Origin of the sequence: Janthinobacterium rivuli, from assembly GCF_009208735.1 — a bacterium.
In the GTDB taxonomy this organism is placed as follows: Bacteria; Pseudomonadota; Gammaproteobacteria; order Burkholderiales; family Burkholderiaceae_D; genus Janthinobacterium.
Window position 1 is genome coordinate 191,775 of record NZ_WFLJ01000001.1, and the last position, 19,239, is coordinate 211,013.

18 protein-coding genes and 4 tRNA genes are annotated in these 19,239 nt (G+C 63.5%); 8 read left to right on the top strand and 14 right to left on the bottom strand.

Annotation, left to right across the window (positions count from 1 at the left end; genetic code table 11):
- Positions 1-107: 107 nt before the first annotated feature.
- Positions 108-494: a hypothetical protein gene (locus tag GCN78_RS00920; RefSeq protein ID WP_226939399.1), complete on the top strand. Its 387-nt coding sequence runs from the start codon at positions 108-110 to the stop codon at positions 492-494.
- 151 nt (positions 495-645) lie between these two features.
- Here the strand turns inward: GCN78_RS00920 and GCN78_RS00925 are convergent.
- Positions 646-721: transfer RNA gene (locus GCN78_RS00925), tRNA-Asn, on the bottom strand.
- A 304-nt stretch (positions 722-1,025) separates the two neighbouring features.
- Between GCN78_RS00925 and GCN78_RS00930 the strand changes: the two genes are divergently transcribed.
- A complete protein-coding gene (locus GCN78_RS00930) occupies positions 1,026-1,712 on the top strand; it encodes a GntR family transcriptional regulator (protein WP_413465169.1) in 687 nt (228 codons plus the stop codon).
- An 82-nt stretch (positions 1,713-1,794) separates the two neighbouring features.
- Here the strand turns inward: GCN78_RS00930 and GCN78_RS00935 are convergent, their stop codons facing one another.
- From GCN78_RS00935 to GCN78_RS00955, 5 genes are all read right to left on the bottom strand, one after another.
- Positions 1,795-3,093: an NCS2 family permease gene (locus tag GCN78_RS00935; protein ID WP_152249977.1), complete on the bottom strand. Its 1,299-nt coding sequence runs from the start codon at positions 3,091-3,093 to the stop codon at positions 1,795-1,797.
- 71 nt (positions 3,094-3,164) lie between these two features.
- Positions 3,165-3,566: a GtrA family protein gene (locus tag GCN78_RS00940; protein ID WP_152249978.1), complete on the bottom strand. Its 402-nt coding sequence runs from the start codon at positions 3,564-3,566 to the stop codon at positions 3,165-3,167.
- A 127-nt stretch (positions 3,567-3,693) separates the two neighbouring features.
- Positions 3,694-5,169: a c-type cytochrome gene (locus GCN78_RS00945; protein ID WP_226939400.1), complete on the bottom strand. Its 1,476-nt coding sequence runs from the start codon at positions 5,167-5,169 to the stop codon at positions 3,694-3,696.
- Positions 5,166-6,824 carry a GMC family oxidoreductase gene (locus GCN78_RS00950; protein ID WP_152249979.1) on the bottom strand — a complete coding sequence of 553 codons (1,659 nt, stop codon included), beginning with the start codon at positions 6,822-6,824 and terminating at the stop codon, positions 5,166-5,168. Before GCN78_RS00950 ends, GCN78_RS00945 begins: the two co-directional genes overlap by 4 nt.
- Positions 6,821-7,480, bottom strand: a complete 660-nt coding sequence (locus GCN78_RS00955) for a sugar dehydrogenase complex small subunit (RefSeq protein WP_152249980.1) — start codon at positions 7,478-7,480, stop codon at positions 6,821-6,823. Before GCN78_RS00955 ends, GCN78_RS00950 begins: the two co-directional genes overlap by 4 nt.
- A gap of 258 nt (positions 7,481-7,738) precedes the next feature.
- On the opposite strand from GCN78_RS00955, the gene GCN78_RS29200 reads away from it, so the two are divergent.
- Positions 7,739-7,975 carry a hypothetical protein gene (locus tag GCN78_RS29200; protein WP_193316565.1) on the top strand — a complete coding sequence of 79 codons (237 nt, stop codon included), beginning with the start codon at positions 7,739-7,741 and terminating at the stop codon, positions 7,973-7,975.
- A 53-nt stretch (positions 7,976-8,028) separates the two neighbouring features.
- Here the strand turns inward: GCN78_RS29200 and GCN78_RS00965 are convergent.
- The 5 genes from GCN78_RS00965 to GCN78_RS00985 form a co-directional block, all read right to left on the bottom strand.
- A tRNA-Asn gene (locus tag GCN78_RS00965) sits at positions 8,029-8,104 on the bottom strand.
- Between the two features lie 93 nt (positions 8,105-8,197).
- Positions 8,198-8,524 (bottom strand): Dabb family protein, encoded by a 327-nt coding sequence (locus GCN78_RS00970; protein WP_077407257.1) that lies wholly within the window; start codon positions 8,522-8,524, stop codon positions 8,198-8,200.
- Positions 8,525-8,647: 123 nt separating this feature from the next.
- Positions 8,648-8,723: transfer RNA gene (locus GCN78_RS00975), tRNA-Asn, on the bottom strand.
- 135 nt (positions 8,724-8,858) lie between these two features.
- Positions 8,859-8,934 (bottom strand) — tRNA-Asn (locus tag GCN78_RS00980).
- A gap of 131 nt (positions 8,935-9,065) precedes the next feature.
- Positions 9,066-10,280, bottom strand: coding sequence for an amino acid aminotransferase (locus GCN78_RS00985; RefSeq protein ID WP_180278725.1), 1,215 nt, complete (start codon positions 10,278-10,280; stop codon positions 9,066-9,068).
- Between the two features lie 112 nt (positions 10,281-10,392).
- Between GCN78_RS00985 and uvrB the strand changes: the two genes are divergently transcribed.
- Positions 10,393-12,480 carry an excinuclease ABC subunit UvrB gene (gene uvrB, locus GCN78_RS00990; RefSeq protein ID WP_152249981.1) on the top strand — a complete coding sequence of 696 codons (2,088 nt, stop codon included), beginning with the start codon at positions 10,393-10,395 and terminating at the stop codon, positions 12,478-12,480.
- A 24-nt stretch (positions 12,481-12,504) separates the two neighbouring features.
- Here the strand turns inward: uvrB and GCN78_RS00995 are convergent, their stop codons facing one another.
- The gene (locus tag GCN78_RS00995) at positions 12,505-13,008 is read right to left on the bottom strand and encodes a DUF3224 domain-containing protein (RefSeq protein ID WP_226939401.1); all 504 of its coding nucleotides are present in this window, start codon (positions 13,006-13,008) and stop codon (positions 12,505-12,507) included.
- 56 nt (positions 13,009-13,064) lie between these two features.
- Between GCN78_RS00995 and GCN78_RS29855 the strand changes: the two genes are divergently transcribed.
- Positions 13,065-13,907, top strand: coding sequence for a helix-turn-helix domain-containing protein (locus GCN78_RS29855; protein WP_152249982.1), 843 nt, complete (start codon positions 13,065-13,067; stop codon positions 13,905-13,907).
- A 37-nt stretch (positions 13,908-13,944) separates the two neighbouring features.
- On the opposite strand, the gene GCN78_RS01005 is transcribed toward GCN78_RS29855, so the two are convergent.
- Positions 13,945-14,859 (bottom strand): LysR family transcriptional regulator, encoded by a 915-nt coding sequence (locus GCN78_RS01005; protein ID WP_152249983.1) that lies wholly within the window; start codon positions 14,857-14,859, stop codon positions 13,945-13,947.
- 246 nt (positions 14,860-15,105) lie between these two features.
- Between GCN78_RS01005 and GCN78_RS01010 the strand changes: the two genes are divergently transcribed.
- Positions 15,106-15,909: a substrate-binding domain-containing protein gene (locus tag GCN78_RS01010; RefSeq protein WP_152249984.1), complete on the top strand. Its 804-nt coding sequence runs from the start codon at positions 15,106-15,108 to the stop codon at positions 15,907-15,909.
- A 34-nt stretch (positions 15,910-15,943) separates the two neighbouring features.
- Positions 15,944-17,278, top strand: coding sequence for an MFS transporter (tcuC, locus tag GCN78_RS01015; protein ID WP_152249986.1), 1,335 nt, complete (start codon positions 15,944-15,946; stop codon positions 17,276-17,278).
- A gap of 27 nt (positions 17,279-17,305) precedes the next feature.
- On the opposite strand, the gene GCN78_RS01020 is transcribed toward tcuC, so the two are convergent.
- Positions 17,306-17,932, bottom strand: coding sequence for a flavin reductase family protein (locus GCN78_RS01020; RefSeq protein ID WP_152249988.1), 627 nt, complete (start codon positions 17,930-17,932; stop codon positions 17,306-17,308).
- Between the two features lie 198 nt (positions 17,933-18,130).
- Between GCN78_RS01020 and GCN78_RS01025 the strand changes: the two genes are divergently transcribed.
- A complete protein-coding gene (locus GCN78_RS01025; protein WP_152249990.1) occupies positions 18,131-19,192 on the top strand; it encodes an AI-2E family transporter in 1,062 nt (353 codons plus the stop codon).
- The last annotated feature ends 47 nt before the right edge of the window (positions 19,193-19,239 follow it).

Consider the following 19,239-nt stretch of genomic DNA (forward strand, 5'->3'; position numbering starts at 1 on the left):
GGCTACCTTATCAGCCAGGACGTGACACTGGCCGTCACGGCAACAGATAGGGCGTCTTGCCGCACGACGACAGGCGCGGCGTCCAAACTATCGATCAGGAGTACATCATGGAAATGAAAGTAGAAGACAGGGCTGGCAGCAATCTGGCCGAACAAGAACTCACCGACTTGCCCGCCCAGCAGGAAAGCAAAACGGCGAAAGGTACGGCCGCGAAGGATTTGAACCTGAGCGGTAATGCGTTCACCACGTATTACACGTGGCGGGCGAACGGGGTTTTTCACGCGGTGAACTTCGTCAACGGCAACGTGAATGCCAATTCGCGCGTCTTCGTCAATATCAGCGAATTCAGCACGGATGCCCAGCACCGTTTCATTGGCGCTGCCCGCATGGCGGTGTACAACATCGCCCCGTACAACGGCGGCTTCCTGGCCTGGGTGGAAATCTCCTGGGGCAGCCCGCTCAATATCCGCTTTGACGTGTTCGTCGATCCCTGATGCGGGAAACGCTGTGCGTGCCACTGGCAGCAGCGGGCCGGCATCGCGCACGTCGCTAAGAGACTGAAGGGACGGCCAGCGTGGACGGAAACCGTGCGCGCATGACAAAAGGGCCACGTGTTGCCACGTGGCCCTTTGCTACTACTTGTTCTGGCTCCCCGACCTGGACTCGAACCAGGGACCTGCGGATTAACAGTCCGTCGCTCTACCAACTGAGCTATCAGGGAAAGGAGGCCGAATTATATACGTCAAAATTTCTCATGTCCAGTCGTTACTACATGGTTGCTGCATGGTTGCTGCATGGCCAGCAAAACAGGCCGCTTGCGGTGCCTGCCTCGCCAGGTGGCCGCGTTCGTCTGCGCGGCGCCATGCAAGATAGTAGAATAGCCAGGCCTTGCCGACCCGGAAGGCGGACAACGGCATGCCGGCAACGGGGCGTCAACCACGCCGCCGCGCGGACATGCGCTTGCAAGGTTCATCCTTGCCCCTGGCTGACTGCTCTCACCCGACATGACAGAATCAAGCGCACCCTTGGTGGACCATCTCCGCAGCGGTGACAGCTCGGCGGAAATCGCCGAGCATATGGCGGCCGCCATCGTGGCGCGCCAATTGCCGCCCGGTACACGGCTGCGCGAAGAGGCGCTGTGCCGGCTGTATGGCGTCAGCCGCACCAAGATCCGCGCCGCCCTGCTGATCCTGTCCAAAGACAAACTCATACGCATGGTGCCCGACAAGGGCGCCTTCGTCAGCCAGCCGACGGAAGCGGAGGCGCGCGACATCTTTGCCGCGCGGCGCATCATCGAAGCGGCCCTGGCGCACGCATTCGTCGCGCGGGCCAAACCCGCCGATTACCGGATGCTGGAGCGCCACCTGAAAGCGGAACGCCTGGCGCTGGCGCAAGCGACGCCGCTGCGCTCGCAACTGCTGGGCGACTTCCACGTATTGCTGGCCGACATCGCCGGCAACGCCGTGCTGCGCGACATCGTGCGCGAACTGGTGGGCCGCAGTTCGCTCATCACCATGCTGTACCAGACGGGCCACGCCGCCGCCTGCTCGTGCGACGAGCACGGCCGCTTTCTCGACGCAGCGCGCAGCGGCGACGCGGATCTGGCTGCGCGCCTCATGGTCGAGCACCTGGCGCACGTGGAAGCGGCCTTGCGCTTCGACGGCAGCGTGTATGACGACAAGAAAGACCTGGTGGCGGCCCTGCTGATGTAAGCGGTGCCATCAAAAAAGGCCGCCGATGCGGATGCGCGGGCGGCCTTGTCATTGCGCCGACAACTGCTTGCCGGCAAACTCGCTATTCGCCCAGGTAGATAAACTTGAACAGGAAGATGGCGGCGATGATGTAAGCCACCACTGATACCTGCTTGCCCTTGCCCGTCAACAGTTTCAATACGGCATAGGTGATGAAGCCGAAGGCGACGCCGCTGGCCACGGAATACGTGAATGGCATCATCAAGGCCGTGATGGCGGCTGGAATGCTTTCCGTGCTGTCATCCCAGTCGATGAAGGTCAGTTCGCGCAGCATCAGGCACGCCACGTACAGCAGCGCCGGCGCCGTCGCGTACGGCGGCACCGTGTGCGCCAGCGGGGCGAAGAACAGGCTGCCCAGGAACAACAATGCAACGGCCACGGCCGTCAAGCCCGTGCGGCCGCCCGCCTGCACGCCAGCCGCGCTTTCCACGAAGGCGGTGGTGCTAGACGTGCCCAGGCAGGCGCCGGCGGCGATCGCCGTGCTGTCGGCCAGCAAGGCCTTGTTCATGCGTTCCATCTTGCCGTCTTTTAATAAACCGGCACGGTTGGCCACGCCCATCAAGGTACCCGTCGCGTCGAACAATTCGACCAGGAAAAACACCAGCACCACGTTGACGATGCCGATCGACAGCGCACCCATGATGTCGAGCTTGAACAAGGTCGGTTCGATGGCGGGCGGCGCCGAAACGATACCGTTGAACTCATTGCCGCCAAAGAAGAAGCTGGCGACGGTGATGGCGAGGATGCCGATCAGGATGGCGCCCGGCACTTTCAGGCGGTCCAGCGCGACGATGATGAAGAAGCCGAGGATGGCCAGGATGGGCGCCGCCTTGTGCAAGTCGCCCAGGGCGATGATGGTGGCCGGGTTCGACACCACCACGCCCGCGCTTTTCAGGGAAATGATGGCCAGGAACAGACCGATACCGACGGTGATGGCCGTGCGCAACGCGGGCGGGATGCTGTTGATGATCATCTCGCGCACCTTGAACAGGCTGACCAGGATGAACAGGCAGCCGGAAATGAAAACGGCGCCCAGCGCCACTTCCCAGCTCATGCCCATGCCCTTGACCACCGTGTACGAGAAATATGCATTCAAGCCCATGCCCGGCGCCAGCGCGATCGGGTAGTTCGCGTACAGGCCCATGATCAGGGTGCCGATGGCGGCCGCCAGGCAGGTGGCGACGAAAACGGAATCTTTCGGCATGCCCGCGTCGCCAAGGATGGACGGGTTGACGAAGATAATGTAGGCCATCGTCAGGAACGTGGTCAGGCCGGCCAGCAGCTCCGTGCGCACATTGGTCCCGTTGTCCTTCAGTTTGAAATAGCGTTCCAGGAACTGCATGATTAACCCCTTGTTTTGGTAAAACCGGGCGCCTGCGTGTGGCCAGTGCGCCTCTTTTTATGACGAAATGACTACTTTCCCGCTGCGCCGGCCGGCTTGAAGGCCCACCAGCGGCTGCCCGCGAAATTCCAGACCAGCCCGATGCCCGTCGCCAGCACCTGCGCCAGCCAGTAATACCAGCCCAGCTGGTGTACCAGCAGCCACATCAGGCCCGTATTGATGCACCAGCCGATGCCCAGCAAGGTGAAATACTTGCTGGCCGCCTCGCCATGGCCCTTGTCGCTCTTGAACGTGAAAAAATAATTGAGCAGGTAGTTGACGACGGAGCCGAGGATATAGCCGATGCCGGATGCAAAGGCGGCGCTGATGCCGGCCCATTCCACGCCGCCCCACAGCACGCTGTATTGCACGGCCGTGCCGGAAGCGCCGACGGCGGCGAAACGTAAAAATTGGTGATGCAGGGAATGAGACATTGTCAATTTTCAAATAGGGCGAGAACAGGATAGTGCCAGAATAAAAAATGGCTACGATTGCTCGTAACCATTTTTCAGCCTGCATTTTACTGCAAGTTGCGCCCAACGTTCATATCCGCCGCCGTTTCTACGCTGATTCCTTGCGCTGGCGGCGCCGGCGCAGCCACACAAACAGCGCGATCAGCAGCAAGAGTCCCACGATGCCGCCTGGCAGCATGAAGGGTTGCACGCGCGCCAGCACGGGTTTCTCGCCGCCGCTGCGCGCCTGCGCCACGTAGGCGGGCGTGACGGACACGTCCGGGTTGCCGTACTGCTTCAGCACGTAGTTGGCGATAGCGGCGATCTGCTCGTCCGTCAAGGGTTGCACGTAGGAACGCTGGTCGAAACGGGGCATGAACGCTTCGTGCTCCTCCCCTTCGATCTTGCGCTCGACACCAAACAACATGGCCGAGACCAGGTTGGCCGGCGTGTTGCCGCCCGTCGCCGTATTGTGGAACAGGGCCGGATACGCCTGGCCCGTGCTGCCGGTGCCGCTGGCCGAATGGCAGCTGGCGCAATAGCCGGAAAACAGCACGGCGCCGCTGTTCAGCGAATGGCGCTCGGTGGCGCCGGCCATGCCGCGCAGCAGCGGCTCTTCGCTGCCCGCGCTGCCGTGGCTGAAGGCCGCCTTCGTCTGCCCCGGCGCGCGCACGGGCGGCACGGTGCGCAGCCACGCCACGATGGCCGCCACGTCATCGTCGCGCAAAAACTGCAGACTGTTCTGGATGGCTTCGGCCATGCCGCCCGCCGCCTGCCCCTTGCCTTCCACGTGGCCCGTCTTCAGGTAGGCGGCGAGTTCCGCATCCGTCCACGCGCCGATGCCGCTGACCTTGTCGGACGTGATGTTCGGTGCGTGCCAGGAACCGAGCGACGCGCCCGCCAGGGTCTGGCTGCCGATTTCGGCCATCAGCGCGTTGCGCGGCGTGTGGCAGGCGCTGCAGTGAGCCAGGCCTTCGGCCAGGTAGGCGCCGCGGTTGATCTGCGCGCTCTTTGCCGGGTCCGGCACGAAGCGTTTATTGTCCAGGAACAAGGTATTCCAGCCCAGCATGGACAGGCGCACATTGAACGGGAATGGCAGAGCCGTCTGGCGCGCCGGCGCGTCGACCGGTTGAACCGCCTGCATGAAGTAGTAATACAGGTCGCCCACGTCCGCGTCCGTCAGACGCGCATAGCTGGTGTAGGGCATGGCCGGATACAGATGGCTGCCATCGGCGCGCACGCCTTCGCGCAGGGCGCGCGCAAAGTCGGCTTCCGTGTAGTGGCCGATGCCGCCTTGTTTCGACGGCGTGATATTCGTCGCGTAGATCGTGCCCAGCGGCGAATCGATGGCGTAGCCGCCCGCGTACGGCGTGCCGCCGGCCGCCGTATGACACGCCATGCAGTCGGCCGCGATGGCCAGGTAGCGCCCCCGCTCCAGGCGCGCATCGGCGCCCGAAGCACCTGCGGCGACGGGCGCGGCCGGGCGGTCCGGCGTCAGGGTGACGGGCGGCGCAGGCGGCGCAGCGTGCGCGGACAGCGGCAAGCCGGCCGCCAGGGTCAGGCTCAGTAACAAACGGCGCATCATGCTGCCTCCCTTGCCAGGGTGCGGGCGATGTCGTCGGCCGCGCGCAAGCCGAGCGCGGCCATGCTGAGGGTGGTGTTGACCACGCTGGCCGACGGCATGGCGCCGCCACCGGGCAGCCACAGGTTGGCGTGATCGTGGGCGCGGCAATTGCCATCGACCACGGAGTCAAGACGGTTACTGCCCATGATGACGCCACCCATGATGTGGTTGTTCGCGTTCAGGCTGTCGGTGATGTGGAATTCCACGGCGCCGAACAGCTTGCCGATGTGCTCGAGCTGCGCATGCGCGGCCTTCGCGCCAGCGCGCACGTAATCGCCCACGTCATAGTAAATGTCGGGACAGGCCAGGCCCAGCGGATCCTTGCGCGTCTTGCTCAAGGTCAAACGATTATGCGCTTCGGGCAAGGGTTCCAGGCTGATCGACAAGTCCACGCCAAACGCGGCGCGGCGGCGGATCTCGTCGTCGAGATCCTTGCCCACCAGGCCCAGCTTCAACGACTGCTGGGTAGCGGGTCCGACGCGGGTGATATTGTTCAGGATCATCTTGTTGGCCGAATACTGCGAGCGGAAGGCGCCGTCGCGCGGGCCCACCAGGCAGCTGCTCTGCGCGGGACCGCGGCCCGTCCAGATCGGCTCATTGGCGAGGAAGGTACAGTGGAAGCCCGAGTGGTCCATCATGTTGCGGCCCACTTGGTCGGAACTGTTGGCGATGCCGTTCGGATTGTTCTGGTTCGCCGCCAGCAACAGCAAGCGGGGCGTTTCGATACCATTGCAGGCAATCACGAAAGCCTTGCCCGTCGCCATGTGCGACTGCTTTTTCGCGTCATACCAGTGCACGGCCGTCACGCGATTGTTGTGGTCCGTGTCGATGCGGTAGACGACGGCCTCGGCCAATACGCCCGCGCCTTTCAGCTCGGCCCGCTCCACATGGTGGATGCCGTTGTACATGGCGCCGATGGGGCAGATCGGCTGGCAATTATTATTGCCGCAACAAGTCGGGCGTCCCTGCCATGGGCGCGTCGAGCGGCCTTGCGGGATCGGCACGGAACGGTAGCCGTGCGGGTTGACCACTTCGGCGAAACGCTTGTCGCCATAGCCCCAGGGCACCATGTCCATCGGGTACGGCGCGCTGCGTTCGCTGGGTGACTGCAGGGCGGGATCGTTGGGGCCGGCCACGCCCATTTCCTGCTCGGCGCGGCAATAGTAGGGTTCCAACTCATCATAGGAAATGGCCCAGTCGCGCCCTACCCCGTAATCGCTTTTCATGCGCATGTCGGACGGCAGATGGCGCCAGCACGACGCGGCCCAGTGCCAGGTCGTGCCGCCCACCGTGCGCAGATAGCCCTGCTGGAAACTGCTGCCGCTGGGGCCGGACAATTCCACGTAGTTATTCTTCGGAAAATACAAGGGCGCGGGCGCGTTCTCCGCCTGCGGATACAGGCCCTGGAAATCGGAACCGACGCGGTTCTCGAACGGCATGTTGCGCCAGTTTTCCACGGCCTGCCCCCGCTCGATGCGCAGACCCGCTTCCAGCATGATCACGGAGTGACCCTGCGCGGCCAGCTGGTCGGCCATCATGGCGCCGACGACGCCAGAACCGACGATGACGACATCGGCGACGACGTCGCCATTACTCTTGAATTGGGGTGATTTCATTTTGCTTGCTTGCCTTTCGGTTCGGGAGTGCCGGTGGTGGCCGGGGCCGGGACGGGTTTGGGCGCCACGGGCGCGGAGACGCCCACGGCCGGCGGCGCCTTCAGCCACCACAGGGGGCCGTAATTGCAATACGTGGGCACGACCTGGCCATCGGCCACCGTGCGGTACATCAGCGCTTCCGCATACGCGACGACGATGGACTTCGTGCCCTGCGCCGCGTTGCCCGCGACCGTGCCCGTGTACCAGGCGGCGACGATGGCCAGCGCCAGCTCGCGCAAGCTGGCGTCCGCGGCGCTGGCGGCCGCCAGCAGGGCCTTCGCTTCCTGGCCCGTGACGAGCAGCGCGCCCAGCCGTGGCAACTGCTCGGCAAAGCCGGGCACGTTGGTGCGCATGGCTTGTTCGATGCGCGCCGCCGTCGCGGCGGACAGGTCGCGGTGGCCCGTGATGGTGTGCGACAAGGTGTAGAACAGCATGGTGGCGGGCGCCGGGCCGGTGGCCGGAGCGCTGGCCGGCGCCTGCATGGCGGCGGACAGGGGATTGCTCCAGAAACCGGCCTGCGCCAGCAAGGCGGCCAGGCCGATGAGAGCGTGGCGGCGGCTGATGCGGGGAAGGGATGAAACGGATGTTGCAGATGGTTCGCTGCCTGGATGGTTCATGAGACTCCCGCAAGACTTGTTGTTTTATTGACTTCGATGATTGCGCTACATTGCATTTGCGCATAAATGGAACCGGTTCCATATTATCCTACAGAAGTAAATTGTCTGCCAATGTAGTACTACTACTGAGTATCGGTCGTGTGCCATTCCCGCATGGATGCACGCGCGGCTGCATGCAGGGGAAGGCCAATGCCAATGAAACCAGCTTTCTGACAAGGCGACATATCGACGCACCCGCCGCAGACCTTCTACGGATGCATGGCGCAAACCACGGCGGAAGCGAAACCCGTTTGCGCTGAAGCCAGCACCACCCCATCGCCCGACATCGGCGGCATCCAGCAGGTGCTGGAAATCAAGACGGACGACGCGCACAAACCCGCCCTGCGGCTCCTGTCAGGCGGGCCGGGAAGCCGCATGAACAAGGGCGCGGGTGATTTCAAGAAGCCATCATCAAGACGCTGGAGACAAGTCAAGCGAGCAGGTGCGAGCGCCTGAAACGCAAAAAGCCCAACCGGTGAAGGCTGGGCTTTGCAATACTGCTGATGTTCTGGCTCCCCGACCTGGACTCGAACCAGGGACCTGCGGATTAACAGTCCGTCGCTCTACCAACTGAGCTATCAGGGAAAAGAGGCCGCATTCTATAGGGGAAATTTTACGATGTCCAGATTTCCACCATAAAAATGTGCATTTCCCCGACGTTCCACTGCCCGGCAGCGCTCAGCCGGGATGCTCTTGCGGGTAGTAATCAAATACCAGCACCCGTCCCAGCCATGGCTTGAGCTGTTCGACAAAGGCCAGGTGGGCCGCATGGCTCAGATACCCGTCGCGCGCGGCGGCGTCATCGAAGGTCAGCGTGAAGCAATCGGTAAAGCCGTCATCGAGGCCTTCCGGGCTGACGTTCGGCCCCCATTCGAATTGCCGCACGCCGGGAATGCGGTGTTTCAGCTGGGAAAACTCATAGACGAGCTCGGCGTGCTTGGCGGACGTGATGCCATCGAGGAAGTCGCACAGGACGATATGGCGCAAGGCGGAGGTACAAGTCATGGGAAGGTGCTCCTGAAGTGATGCATTCAGGATAGCGCAAAACGCGATCACGCACAGGCAAGGCCTGCCGCCTGCGGCGAAAAACAAAAAAGGCCATGTTTTTCAACATGACCTTCCGAATTCTGGCTCCCCGACCTGGACTCGAACCAGGGACCTGCGGATTAACAGTCCGTCGCTCTACCAACTGAGCTATCAGGGAAAAGAGGCCGTATTATATAGGGCAAATTTTCAATTGTCTAGATTTCCATAGGGAAAATCTTATCTTGCCCCACGCTGCGCGCCGGCCACGCACAAACAAAAAAGGCCACGTTTTTCAACGTGGCCTTTCGAATTCTGGCTCCCCGACCTGGACTCGAACCAGGGACCTGCGGATTAACAGTCCGTCGCTCTACCAACTGAGCTATCAGGGAAAAGAGGCAATATTATATGTCGATTGTTTCGCATTTGCAAGACCAATACCGCATCCTGACAAACACGGCCATCGCCGACTTTCTACCGCCATCAGCGCCACACTTGCATGCAGCGCCGAAGAAGCAAGATCTTAAAGCACTTTGGCGATCGCGTCAATAACGATGTCGATATTGCGCGAATTCAATGCTGCCACGCAGATACGGCCCGTGTCGACGGCGTAGATCGATTGCTCGCGCAGCGACGCCACCTGCTCCTTGGTGAGACCGGAGTACGAGAACATGCCGATTTGCTGGCGCACGAATTCGAAGTCGTGGCCTGGCGCCTTGGCTTTCAGCTTTTCCACGAAGGCGTTGCGCATTTCGCGGATGCGCACGCGCATGCCGGCCAGTTCCTCTTCCCACAGCTGACGCAGTTCCGGCGTGGCCAGGACGGTGGCGACCACCTTGCCGCCGTGTACTGGCGGGTTCGAGTAGTTGGTGCGCACGACGCGCTTCAGCTGCGACAGCAGGCGTGCCGCTTCATCGGCGCTGGCCGCGACGACGCTCAGGGCGCCCACGCGCTCGCCGTACAGCGAGAACGATTTCGAGAACGAGTTCGACACCAGCAGCGGGCCGCCCGCGTCGGCGAAGCGGCGCACCACGGCGCCGTCTTCGGCGATGCCGTTGGCGAAGCCTTGATAGGCCATGTCGAGGAACGGCACCAGGCCGCGCGACGTCACCACGCTGATGATCTGATCCCACTGGGCGACGCTCAGGTCGGCGCCGGTCGGGTTGTGGCAGCAGGCGTGCAGCACGACGATGGAGCCGGCTGGCATGGCGTTCAGGCTGGCCAGCATGCCGTCGAAGTTCACGCCATGCGTGGCGGCATCGTAGTAGGTGTAGTTATTCACGACGAAACCGGCGTTCTCGAACAGCGCGCGGTGGTTTTCCCAGCTTGGGTCGCTGATGTAGACTTGCGCGCCCGGCGCGAAGCGCTGCAGGAAGTCGGCACCGATCTTCAGTGCGCCCGTGCCGCCGATGGCTTGCACGGTGACGGCGCGGCGCTCTTGAATTACGGCGCTATCGGCGCCAAATACGAGTTCTTGCACCGCCTTGTCGTAGGCAGCGAGGCCTTCGATCGGCAGATAGGTGCGTGGCGCGGCCTGCTCGATCAGGATGGCTTCCGCCTTGCGTACGCAAGCTAACAGAGGCACTTTACCGTTGTCGTCATAATAGACGCCAACGCCCAGATTGATTTTGGCGGGATTCTGGTCCGCGTTAAATGCTTCGGTGATGCCCAGGATCGGGTCGCGTGGGGCCATCTCGATGGCGCTAAACAGACTGGCAGAAACAGTTGGGTTCGTCATGATAAGATTGGATTCGATTGGAAGCAGGTTCACAGCGGAGTTGTAGACAGCGCCCCAAAATACAACGCCAGGGCCGCCAGCAGAGCACTATTCTAACAAAGGTCTGATTCACATGCCCGAATTATCTACCGCCAGCGAGGCGGAAAGCGCAATTATCTCTTTCCCGGACTCCCCCTTCAAGCTGCACCAGCCCTTCCCTCCGGCCGGCGATCAGCCGGCGGCGATCGCCCAGTTATCCGAGGGAATTGCCGACGGACTGGCTTTCCAGACCCTGCTGGGCGTGACCGGTTCCGGCAAGACCTACACCATGGCCAACGTCATCGCGCGCATGGGCCGGCCCGCCATCGTCTTCGCGCCGAACAAGACCCTCGCGGCGCAGCTGTACAGCGAGTTCCGCGACTTTTTCCCGCAGAACGCGGTCGAATACTTCGTCAGCTACTACGATTACTACCAGCCGGAAGCCTACGTGCCGCAGCGCGACTTGTTCATCGAGAAGGACTCGTCGATCAACGAGCATATCGAGCAGATGCGCCTGTCGTGCACCAAGTCGCTGATGGAACGGCGCGACGTCATCATCGTCGCCACCGTCTCGGCCATCTACGGTATCGGCAATCCGAACGAATACCACCAGATGATTCTGACGTTGCGCGTCAAGGACAGGGTCGCGCAGCGCGACGTCATCGCGCGCCTGATCCAGATGCAGTACACGCGCAACGAGGTCGATTTCGGCCGCGGCACCTTCCGCGTGCGCGGCGACACCATCGACATCTTCCCCGCCGAGCACGCGGAACTGGCCGTGCGCCTGGAAATGTTCGACGACGAGATCGAATCGATCCAGCTGTTCGACCCGCTGACGGGCCGCGTGCGGCAAAAGATCCCCCGCTTCACCGTGTATCCGGGTTCGCACTATGTGACGCCCCGCTCCACCGTGCTGCGCGCCGTCGAAACCATCAAGGACGAACTGCGCGAGCGCCTCGAGTTCTTCCGCAAGGAAAATAAACTGATCGAGGAACAGCGGCTGGAACAGCGCACCCGCTTCGACCTGGAAATGATGGCGGAAATCGGCTTCACCAAGGGCATCGAGAACTACTCGCGCCACCTGTCCGGCGCGCTGCCGGGCGAACCGCCGCCGACCCTGGTCGATTACCTGCCGCCCGACGCATTGATGTTCCTCGACGAGTCGCACGTGCTGACGGGCCAGCTGAGCGCCATGTACAACGGCGACCGTTCGCGCAAGACCAACCTGGTCGACTACGGCTTCCGCCTGCCGTCGGCGCTCGACAACCGGCCCTTGAAGTTCGAGGAATTCGAACAGAAGATGCGCCAGACCGTGTTCGTCTCGGCCACGCCGGCCGAATACGAAAAGAACCATTCCGACCAGGTGGTCGAGCAGGTGGTGCGCCCCACGGGCCTGGTCGACCCGCAGATCATCGTGCGCCCGGCCAGCAGCCAGGTGGACGACCTGATGTCGGAAATCGTCGAGCGCATCAAGAAGGACGAGCGCGTGCTGGTGACGACGCTCACCAAGCGCATGTCCGAGCAATTGACGGAATACCTGGGCGACCATGGCATCAAGGTGCGCTACCTGCACAGCGATATCGAGACGGTGGAGCGCGTGGAAATCCTGCGCGATCTGCGCCTGGGTACCTTCGACGTGCTGGTGGGGATCAACCTGCTGCGCGAAGGCCTGGACTTGCCGGAAGTGTCGCTGGTCGCCATCCTCGACGCGGACAAGGAAGGCTTCTTGCGCTCCGAGCGCAGCCTGATCCAGACCATCGGCCGCGCCGCGCGTAACCTGAACGGCACGGCGATTTTGTACGGCGACCGCATCACGGACTCGATGCGCCGCGCCATCGACGAGACGGAACGCCGCCGCGCCAAGCAGATCGCCTTCAATACGGCCAACAACATCATCCCGATCGGCGTCAAAAAATCGATCCGCGAAATGATCGACGGCGTCTACAGCCCGCAGGAAGCACGCGAAACCCTGCAAGTGGCGCAGGAAGCGGCGAAGTTCGAGGCCATGAGCGAAAAGCAGGTCAGCAAGGAAATCAAGCGCCTGGAAAAACTGATGGTCGACCACGCCAAGAACCTGGAGTTCGAAAAGGCGGCGCAGGTGCGCGACCAGCTGCACATCCTCAAGCAGCAACTGTTCGGCGCGCCCGGCACCGACAATGTGGCGTCGATACTGGGCAAATAAACGGCTATCCGTGCCTTGGCTGGCCTACGGCTCCGGCAGCGAATAGTCGATGTCGTAGAAATGCTGGCCGTTGACGATGCGGATGGCCAAGGTGCCGCTGATGCCCGTCAGCTGCCCCGTGCCGGAATGCGGCACGATGACGATGCTCAGCTCCTGCCTGCCATCGGCCATCGTGCCGGCATGCTGCGCCACGAAGCTGCCTTCCCTGCCCTGCAGCACACCCGTGATGGCTTCCATGGCGACATAGCCGGCCGCGCCTTGGGTGTCTGTCACGGCGTTGAGCATCTCGCCCTTGGCCGTGGCGACCAGGTCGCCGGCATAGACTTTGTCGAGCAGCACCTTGCCCAAGGTCGTGCGCCCCGCGCGCTGCGGTGCCGCGGACGGCGTCATGCTGATGCTGAAAGTTCCCGTGGCGTGCGCTTGCATGCGATGATCTCCTTGTGTCGATATAGACGAGGCGGCGCCGGCTGGCGCCACCGATAGACAACATGCGGCCAGCACCAGGCCAGCCAGGCTGTGTGATGTCATGATTCCCTTTCCATCAATGCGAGAAGACCATCTTAAAGCCGCACAGGAGACAAATCTTGGATAAATCCGACAGCACGCGCAATGTGCTCGCCGCGCGCGGGCTGGCGCCGAAAGGCATCGTCGACCCGCGGGCGGCGGCGCGCCGCATACGGCTGGCGACCTATCCGCCGGCTGGCGCGCTGGCGTCGTTCGTCGAGTACTTCTGGGTCGTGGAATGGGACCGGCGGGGCTGCGCGCCGGAGACGCAGCGCGTGCTGCCCTACCCGAACGCCCACCTGGTATTCGACCTTGGACGCAGCGCCATCCATGGCGTGGTGCGCGGCACCTTCGACCGGCCCTTGAGCGGCGCGGGCAAGGTGTTGGGCGTGCGTTTCGCGCCGGGCGGCCTGCGCCCGTTCATCACGCAGCCACTGTCATCGTTCACCGACACGACCATCGCGGCAGATGCGCTGCTGGGCATGCCGGCCGCGCAAGCCGAGGCGCGGGTGTTAGGTCAGTCCGACGATCTGGCCATGGTGGCGCAGGCGCAGGCGCTGCTGCTGGCACGGTTGCCGCAGGTCGATGAGGCCGCGCTGCTGGCCGCCAGGCTGACCGCCGCGGCGGCGGCCCATAATGGCCCGGCGAGCGTGGCGCAGCTGTGCGAAAACATGGCCATCGGCGAACGCCGTCTGCAGCGCCTGTTCGCCAACTACGTGGGCGTGCCGCCGAAGTGGGTGATCCAGCGCTACCGCCTGCAAGAGGCGATCTGGCGCCTGGCGCAAGCCGATGCGCCCGACCTGGCCAGCCTGGCGCATGCGCTGGGCTTCTTCGACCAGGCCCATTTCAGCCGCAGCTTTACGGAACTGGTGGGCAGCACGCCGCTCGACTATCGCCGTTCGCAGCTGGCGATGGTCGCCTAGCCCGGCGCTTCGGCGCGCTCACCGCGCCGCACTGCGCTCATGCCCGCCGCCCCTGCTTGACGATGCTCGCGCTCATCATGTCGAACAGGGTGCGTGACGCGGGCGGCATCGCGTGCCGATGCCGGCTGATCAAGCCCAGTGTCCGCTTCACGGCAGGATTGACGAGCGGCACGCCGACCACCGTGCTTTGCCGCTCCGGCAAGATGGACAGCCCCGGCACGGCCGCCACGCCCAGCCCCGACTCCACCAGCGCCAAGATGCCTGACACGTGGTTGATCTCGCACGAGATCCACGGGTGCTTCTCCACGCCGGCCAGCGCCGCGTCAAGCACGCTGCGGTTGCCGCTCGACTTGGCCACCGAGATATAGCGTTCGTCGACGGTGTCCTTCCAGTTCAGTTTCTTGCGCTTGGCCAGGCGGTGATCGTGCCGCATCGCCAGCACGTAGGTCTCGACATAGATGGGCTGGAAATGAATCTCCGGATTTTCCGCGCCGGTAAAGCAGATGCCGAAGTCCGCCTCGCCCGCCAGCACCAGATTGAGCACGTCCTGCGCGCTTTCGTCATGCACGCGCACGCGAATTTTCGGAAACTGCGCGCTGAAGCGCTTGAGCACGTCCGGCAGGAAATGCCATACGGCCGAAGGCACGCAGGCGAACGTCACCGTCCCGGTGCGGTGCGCGGCGAGGTCGGCGACGCCCAGCACGGCATCCTCGAGGCCATTGAGCGCATCGCGTACGTTCACCAAAAACACCTGCCCGACGTTGGTCAGCTGCACGCGCCGGGTGGTGCGCTCGAACAGCTTGACCCCCAGCGCATCCTCGAGTTTTTCAATGCGGCGGCTGAGCGCCGGCTGCGACAGGAACAGGTCGGCCGCGGCCTGGCGAAAGCTGTTGCGCTCCGCCACGGCCACGAAGGCCCGCAAATCATGAAGGTCGTAATTGATGCGTGACATGCATTAATCCCTGGAAAAATTGCAATTATCAAATTATGCCATTTCAACGATGATGGGGTCTTAATGCTGAGCCTCGCCAAGAAGGCATCACCCCAAAAAAAACGGAGACACCATGCCCGCCATCCGCCGCGGCATCAACAACACAAGCCACTGGCGACCCGCTACGCCTCATCCCATCCGAACGTCAACTGCACGCAGCGCCACGCGCGCCCTCATGCACCCATTTTAACGACAGGAGAAACAACGATGCTACAACATAGCCTGGTGCGGCGAGCCGCACCCTTACTGGCCGGCTTCCTGCTGCTCGCCGCGAGCGCGGCCCATGCCGCCGACATCCGCGTGGTCAGCTCGGGCGGTTTCGCCCAGGCCTACAAGAACCTGGCGCCCGCCTACGAGCGCGCCAGCGGCGACCATCTGGTATCCGAATGGGGGCCGTCGATGGGCACGACCAGGAATGCGATCCCGGCGCGCCTGGCACGGGGCGAGCCGATCGACGTCGTCATCATGGTGGGCGACGCGCTCGACAAACTGATGCAGGAAGGCCGCCTGGTCCCCGGCAGCAAGGTGGTCCTGGCCAATTCGCCGATTGCCTGCGCCGTGCGGCGCGGCGCGGTACAGCCCGACATCAGCACCACCGAGGGCTTGCGCAGCGCTTTCCTGCAGGCGCACAAGGTGGCCTATTCGGACAGCGCCAGCGGCGAATACATCGAGAAGCAACTGATGAAGACACTGCACATCGAGCAACAGATGCAGGGCAAGGCGGCCAAAATTCCCGCCACCCCCGTCGGTGAAATCATCGCGCACGGCGAAGCCGATTTTGGCTGCCAGCAGCGCAGCGAGCTGATGCCGGTCGAGGGCATCGTCATCGTCGGCCTGCTGCCGCCGGAAGTGCAGCGGATGACGCAGTTTTCGGCGGCGCTGGTCCCGGGCGGCAAGCAGCCGGAAGCCGGCCGCGCCTTGCTGCGCTTCCTCGCCGCCCCCGCCAACGCCGGCGCGATCGATGCGACCGGGCTGGAAGCGGCAGCGGCATCGGCGCCAACGACGCACTAGCCGACGTCACTCATCTTTCATCAAGAGGTAAACCATGGCCATTCCATCCACCGCCACGCCCGTCGCCGAGGCAGCACCACCGCGCGCGCAGGTACGCCCTCCCTCGCGCATCGCCACCGTCATCCGGGTGACGAGCGGGAACTTCATCGAAATGTACGATTTTTTCCTGTTCGGCTTTTACGCGACGTATATTGCCAAGGCCTTCTTCCCCGCCACCAGCGAATACGCGGCCCTGATGATGACGTTCGCCACCTTCGGCGCGGGATTCTTCATGCGGCCGCTGGGCGCCATCATCCTCGGCAGCTATATCGACCGCATCGGCCGCCGCAAGGGCCTGGTGCTCACCCTGGCCATCATGGCTTCCGGCACGGCGCTGATCGCCTTCGTGCCCGGCTATGCCACCATCGGCCTGCTGGCGCCGTTCCTCGTGCTGATCGGGCGCTTGCTGCAAGGCTTCTCCGCCGGCGTGGAACTGGGCGGCGTGTCCGTCTACCTGTCCGAGATGGCGACACCCGGCAACAAGGGCTATTACGTGAGCTGGCAATCGGCCAGCCAGCAGGTCGCCATCATCTTTTCCGCCGCGCTCGGCTACTTCCTCAACGAGACCCTGAGCAAGGAATTCATCGCGGACTGGGGCTGGCGCATCCCGTTCTTCATCGGCTGCTCCATCATCCCGGTGGTGTTCTACATCCGCCGTTCGCTGCAGGAGACCGAGGCCTACCTGTCGCGCAAGTCCCATCCCACGTTCCGGCAAATGCTCAGGACGATCACCCGCAACTGGCCGCTGGTGGTCGCCGGAACGATGCTGATCGTGCTGACGACGGTCGCGTTCTACCTGATCACCGTCTATACGCCGACCTTCGGCAAGAACGTGCTCAAGCTGAGCACCGAGGAAAGCCTGCTCGTCACCTTGTGCATCGGCTTGTCGAACTTCATCTGGCTGCCCGTCATGGGCGCGCTGTCCGACCGGATCGGGCGCTGGCCCATCATGGCCGTGTGCTCGGCGCTGACGGTGCTGACCGCGTATCCGGCATTGTCCTGGCTGGTCTCGCATCCCAGTTTCGACCACATGCTCATGGTGGAGCTGTGGCTGTCCTTCCTGTACGGCAGCTACAACGGGGCCACCATCGTCGCGCTGACGGAAATCATCCCGGCCAGCGTCAGGACCACGGGGTTTTCGCTGGCCTACAGTCTGGCCACCGCGCTGTTCGGCGGCATGACGCCGCTGGTATCGACCTGGCTGATCGAGAGCACCGGCGACAAGGCGGCGCCAGGCTACTGGATGGCGGGCGCCGGCGCCATCAGCCTGCTGGCGACGTGGCTGATCTATCGCGGCATCGTCAGGGAGCGCCATCCCGTCCCGGCGTAAGCCAGTCCGGCCTGGACGGACATCGCGTCATGGCCAGGCGGGCCGGCGCATGTGGAACAGGCTGTCCGGCCCGATCTCAAAATAATCGGCCGGCCCGCCGCCGCGCAATATCGGCGCGGCGGCCGCCGTGTCGTACACGCCATCGGTCAGCAGGTGGCACGCGATGTGCACGCCCACCACTTCGCCCAGCACCAGCCAGCTGCCGACGCCATCGCCATTGACGCCTTGCAGCTCGATGATCTGCGTGCGCCGGCATTCGAAGGACACGGGGCTTTCGGCCACGCGCGGCACGCTGACGATGCGCGAGGCGGCCGGCGTCAGGCCGGCCAGCGCGAATTCGTCGACCTCGGGCGGCGCCGGCGCGCAGCTGGCATTCATCGCCTCGGCCAGCGGACGCGTCGCCAGGTTCCACACGAATTCGCCCGTCTGCTCGATATTGCGCAAGGTATCCTTGCGGCCGATGCTGGAAAAACCGATCAGCGGCGGATGGTAATTGAAGGCGTTGAAAAAGCTGTACGGCGCCAGATTGAGCACGCCTTCGCCGCTGCGCGAAGCGATCCAGCCGATCGGACGCGGTCCGACAATCGCGTTGAACGGGTCATGCGGCAGGCCATGGCCCTGTGCAGGTTCATAAAAGTGAATGGGGTCAAGCACGCGCGTTCCTGAAGTCAAAAGAGGTCAACGGCGCCCGGGATGGAACGCCTGGAACGACAGCTTACTGGAATTGCCGCCACCGCGCTGCCTGCCCGCCGGCGCCGGGTGCGCTCGCGCACGCAGCGCAACAATTGTATGGCGCGCCGCGCCGCGCCTCGCTTATGATGGGACAACTCAACCCTGATCATTGCGCCTCTCATGCTTACCCTCACGCTGCACCAGAAAGTGTTCCTGCTCCTCCTGAGCGTCGTCACCATCGGCTTCGGATGGATACTGGCGCCGTATGCGGGCGCCATCTTCTGGGGCGTCATCCTGGCGATCCTGTTCGCGCCCGTGTACCGCTGGCTGCTGCGGAAAACCGGGGGCCGCGCCGGCCTGGCATCGGTGCTGACCTTGCTGCTCATCGTCGTCATCGTGATCCTGCCGCTGTCGCTCATTTCCGTGTCGCTGGTGAACCAGGCGGCCAGCGTCGTGGAGATGGTGCGTTCGGGCGAAATCACGGTCGCCATGTTCTTCGATAAAATCATGGCGGTGCTGCCGCAATGGCTGATCAACTTGCTCGAGCGCTTCCACCTGACCAGCCTGGCCAGCCTGCAGGACAAGCTGGCCGAGGGCGCCACGCAGGTGAGCCAGGTGGTGGCGGTGAAAGCCATCAATGTGGGCTTGTACACCTTCGAATTCCTCACCAGCCTGTGCATCATGCTGTACTTGCTGTTTTTCCTCATGCGCGATGGCTCCGCCCTGTCGGGCCGCATCAAGGGCGCCGTGCCGCTGAGCCGCAAATACAAGCAGCGCCTGTTCACCAATTTCACCACGGTGATCCGCGCCACCGTGAAGGGCAACATCCTCGTGGCGATTGCCCAGGGCGCCCTCGGCGGCCTGGCGTTCTGGTTCCTCGACGTGCCCGCCCCCCTGCTGTGGGCGGTGCTGATGGCCTTCCTGTCGCTGCTGCCGGCCGTCGGCGCCGCCCTCGTCTGGGCGCCCGTGGCCGTCTACTTCCTGGCCACGGGCGCCATCTGGCAAGGCGCGGGCCTGGCCGCCTTCGGCGTCTTCGTCATCGGCCTGGTCGACAACGTGCTGCGCCCCATCCTGGTGGGCAAGGACACCAAGATGCCCGACTACGTGGTGCTGCTGTCGACCGTGGGCGGCATGGCCCTGTTCGGCCTGAACGGCTTCGTCATCGGCCCCGTGGTGGCGGCCCTGTTCATCGCCTCGTGGGACCTGTTCGTCTCGGCCAGCGAATTCCAGGCCGAGGATTGAGGCGTGGCGGCCGAACAAAATCATCGCGCAGGCGCATTTTTCAGTAC

Bases quoted from the DNA above. Each gene is read 5' to 3' on its own strand.
- GCN78_RS00920 (WP_226939399.1), top strand. From the start codon at position 108: ATGGAAATGAAAGTAGAAGACAGGGCTGGCAGCAATCTGGCCGAACAA.
- GCN78_RS00935 (WP_152249977.1), bottom strand. From the start codon at position 3,093: ATGCAGTTCCTGGAACGCTATTTCAAACTGAAGGACAACGGGACCAAT.
- GCN78_RS00940 (WP_152249978.1), bottom strand. From the start codon at position 3,566: ATGTCTCATTCCCTGCATCACCAATTTTTACGTTTCGCCGCCGTCGGC.
- GCN78_RS00945 (WP_226939400.1), bottom strand. From the start codon at position 5,169: ATGATGCGCCGTTTGTTACTGAGCCTGACCCTGGCGGCCGGCTTGCCG.
- GCN78_RS00950 (WP_152249979.1), bottom strand. From the start codon at position 6,824: ATGAAATCACCCCAATTCAAGAGTAATGGCGACGTCGTCGCCGATGTC.
- GCN78_RS00955 (WP_152249980.1), bottom strand. From the start codon at position 7,480: ATGAACCATCCAGGCAGCGAACCATCTGCAACATCCGTTTCATCCCTT.
- GCN78_RS29200 (WP_193316565.1), top strand. From the start codon at position 7,739: ATGGCGCAAACCACGGCGGAAGCGAAACCCGTTTGCGCTGAAGCCAGC.
- GCN78_RS00970 (WP_077407257.1), bottom strand. From the start codon at position 8,524: ATGACTTGTACCTCCGCCTTGCGCCATATCGTCCTGTGCGACTTCCTC.
- GCN78_RS00985 (WP_180278725.1), bottom strand. From the start codon at position 10,280: ATGACGAACCCAACTGTTTCTGCCAGTCTGTTTAGCGCCATCGAGATG.
- uvrB (WP_152249981.1), top strand. From the start codon at position 10,393: ATGCCCGAATTATCTACCGCCAGCGAGGCGGAAAGCGCAATTATCTCT.
- GCN78_RS00995 (WP_226939401.1), bottom strand. From the start codon at position 13,008: ATGACATCACACAGCCTGGCTGGCCTGGTGCTGGCCGCATGTTGTCTA.
- GCN78_RS01005 (WP_152249983.1), bottom strand. From the start codon at position 14,859: ATGTCACGCATCAATTACGACCTTCATGATTTGCGGGCCTTCGTGGCC.
- GCN78_RS01010 (WP_152249984.1), top strand. From the start codon at position 15,106: ATGCTACAACATAGCCTGGTGCGGCGAGCCGCACCCTTACTGGCCGGC.
- tcuC (WP_152249986.1), top strand. From the start codon at position 15,944: ATGGCCATTCCATCCACCGCCACGCCCGTCGCCGAGGCAGCACCACCG.
- GCN78_RS01025 (WP_152249990.1), top strand. From the start codon at position 18,131: ATGCTTACCCTCACGCTGCACCAGAAAGTGTTCCTGCTCCTCCTGAGC.